This is a genomic window from Cereibacter sediminicola (assembly GCF_007668225.1).
GTDB classification, from domain to species: domain Bacteria; phylum Pseudomonadota; class Alphaproteobacteria; order Rhodobacterales; family Rhodobacteraceae; genus Cereibacter_A; species Cereibacter_A azotoformans.
The window spans coordinates 1-312 of sequence record NZ_VDEK01000195.1; the positions used below are offsets into that span (position 1 = coordinate 1).

1 protein-coding gene is annotated in these 312 nt (G+C 65.4%); it reads left to right on the forward strand.

Annotated elements, in window-relative coordinates; genetic code table 11:
* On the forward strand, nt 1–249 hold a 249-nt coding region (locus tag FG154_RS20990; RefSeq protein WP_145112114.1), incomplete at its 5' end, for a transposase.
* Nucleotides 250–312 lie beyond the last annotated feature (63 nt).

A 312-nucleotide genomic window follows, 5' to 3' on the forward strand; every position in this document is an offset into this window, starting at 1 on the left:
GAGCACGAGCACCTGATCGACGCGATGCGGGAGCGCCTCGCCCGGGATCCCGACCCGATGACGATCCGGCGCTGCACGGTCGAGCATGTTTTCGGCACCCTCAAGGCCTGGATGGGCGCGACCCATTTCCTGACACGGCGTCTGAAGAACGTACGGACGGAGATGGCGCTGAACGTCCTGGCTTACAACATGAAGCGGATGATCTCGTTGATCGGTGCCCGGCGCCTGATGGCGGCAATCCCCGGCTGATCGGCGGAAACGAGCGCCGCTATTTGCAACGACGAGCCCCACGCGGCTCCTGCCGCCGCCGAA